General features: G+C 70.0%; 3 protein-coding genes. All 3 read left to right on the top strand.

Annotated features, from left to right (window positions below):
- Positions 1 to 115 precede the first annotated feature (115 nt).
- Complete coding sequence (locus ABZ260_RS50750; RefSeq protein WP_355633074.1) at positions 116 to 559, top strand: type II toxin-antitoxin system PemK/MazF family toxin; 444 nt, start codon at positions 116 to 118, stop codon at positions 557 to 559.
- Between the two features lie 80 nt (positions 560 to 639).
- Complete coding sequence (locus ABZ260_RS50745) at positions 640 to 1,182, top strand: RNA 2'-phosphotransferase (RefSeq protein ID WP_355633071.1); 543 nt, start codon at positions 640 to 642, stop codon at positions 1,180 to 1,182.
- A gap of 211 nt (positions 1,183 to 1,393) precedes the next feature.
- Positions 1,394 to 1,698 (top strand): DeoR family transcriptional regulator (locus tag ABZ260_RS50740; RefSeq protein WP_355568462.1); only part of this gene is annotated, 305 nt, incomplete at its 3' end.

The raw sequence follows: 1,698 nt of genomic DNA, 5'->3' as shown, positions 1-1,698 counted from the left end.
GCGCTATCCACTGGCCTTGATGTTGGCCCTGGTCCAGGCGGCGATCGTGTCCGGCACCCGCCCGCGGAGCCACCCCCCTTTGAAGGGCACCGTGCGCCTGCAATAGGCTGCGCCTGTGCGTGATCTTGGCGAGGACCCCCGGCCGGCTCGGGGCGCGGTCAGCGAGGTCTACCGTGTCGACCGGGCGGCGACCCTGAACTACTCCCCCGACCTCGACGGCCTCGCCGACCCCGGCGAGATCGTCTGGGCCTGGGTCCCCTACGAGGAGGACCCGAACCGCGGCAAGGACCGGCCGCTGCTGGTCGTCGGCCGTCACGGGCGCAAGCTGCTCGCGCTGATGCTGTCCAGCCGAGGCGGCAGCGGCGACCCGAGCGACTGGCTGGAGCTCGGCCCCGGCCGCTGGGATCGGGAGAACCGCGTCTCCTACCTGCGCCTTGACCGGATCTTCAGCCTCAACGAGGACGACATCCGGCGGGAGGGCTCCATCCTCGACGCCGAGCGCTTCGCCCGCGTCGCCGCCGTGCTCAAGCGCACCCACGGCTGGGCCGCCGACGGCTGAGGCCCGTCCCCCCGAGGCCGGGAAACGCCCCGCGCGAACCCGCTGGAAAGCGGCGGGGCGGGTCAGCATCCTGTTGTCCCATGGACAGCAGACGACTGGTTCGAGTCTCCAAGTATCTCTCCGCGCACCTCCGGCACCAGCCCGAGCGCATCGGGCTGGCCCTCGGCCCGCAGGGGTGGGCGGACATCGACGCCCTGCTCGCCGCCGCCGCGCGGCACGGCTTCGCGATCACCCGCGACGAGCTCGCGCAGGTGGTCGCGGGCAACGACAAACGGCGCTTCACCATAGAAGGTGACCGGATCCGCGCCAACCAGGGCCACACGGTCGAGGTCGACCTGGACCTTCCCGCGGTCGAGCCGCCCGAGGTCCTGTTCCACGGAACGGTGGGCTCGCGCGTGGCCGCCATCAGGGAGGACGGCCTGCGGCCGATGACCCGGCACGCGGTGCACCTGTCCCCCGACCGGGAGACCGCGACCCGGGTGGGTGCGCGCCGGGGCAGGCCGGTCGTGCTGGTCGTTCGCTCAGGCGAGATGCACCGGGCGGGTCACAAGTTCCAGATCAGCGCCAACGGCGTCTGGCTGACCGCCCACGTGCCGTCCGCCCACATCTCGTTTCCCGGCTGAGGGGACCTCCCCCTCGGCGAGGGTCACCGTTTCCAACGCACTCCAAAGTCTCGGGCATCCGCCCCCTCCGGCCCATGCGTGCCCGCATTCCAGGTAAACACCTAGGTTTTTCATGCTCGACTCAGCCTGACGGGAGCCGACCATTGACGTTCCAACATATTCGGGTGTAAATAAAGCTGAAACAACATTGAAACGGCGGTGAATCAACAGCATGTATGCCGAGGAGCGGCAGCAGGAGATCCTGCGCCGGGCGCGGACCGTCGGACGTGTGGACGTGGTGACGCTCTCGGAGGAGTTCGCCGTCACCACCGAGACGATCCGCCGGGACCTGACCGCGCTGGAACGCGCGGGCGTGCTGCGGCGCGTGCACGGCGGCGCCATTCCAGTCGAGCGGCTGGGATTCGAACCCGAGTTGGCCGCCCGCGATGAGGTGATGACGGCGGAGAAGGAGCGTATCGCCAAGGCGGCGCTGGCCGAGTTGCCGCAGGACGGGGCGATCATCATTGACGCGGGCAC

Origin of the sequence: Streptosporangium sp. NPDC006013 (assembly GCF_040614275.1) — a bacterium.
In the GTDB taxonomy this organism is placed as follows: domain Bacteria; phylum Actinomycetota; class Actinomycetes; order Streptosporangiales; family Streptosporangiaceae; genus Streptosporangium.
Note: the sequence above shows the minus strand (reverse complement) of the source record. Positions and strands in the feature narration are given on the sequence as shown.

What these genes read in the sequence shown, in the direction of transcription:
- ABZ260_RS50745 (WP_355633071.1), top strand. Translation starts at nt 640, where the DNA reads ATGGACAGCAGACGACTGGTTCGAGTCTCCAAGTATCTCTCCGCGCAC.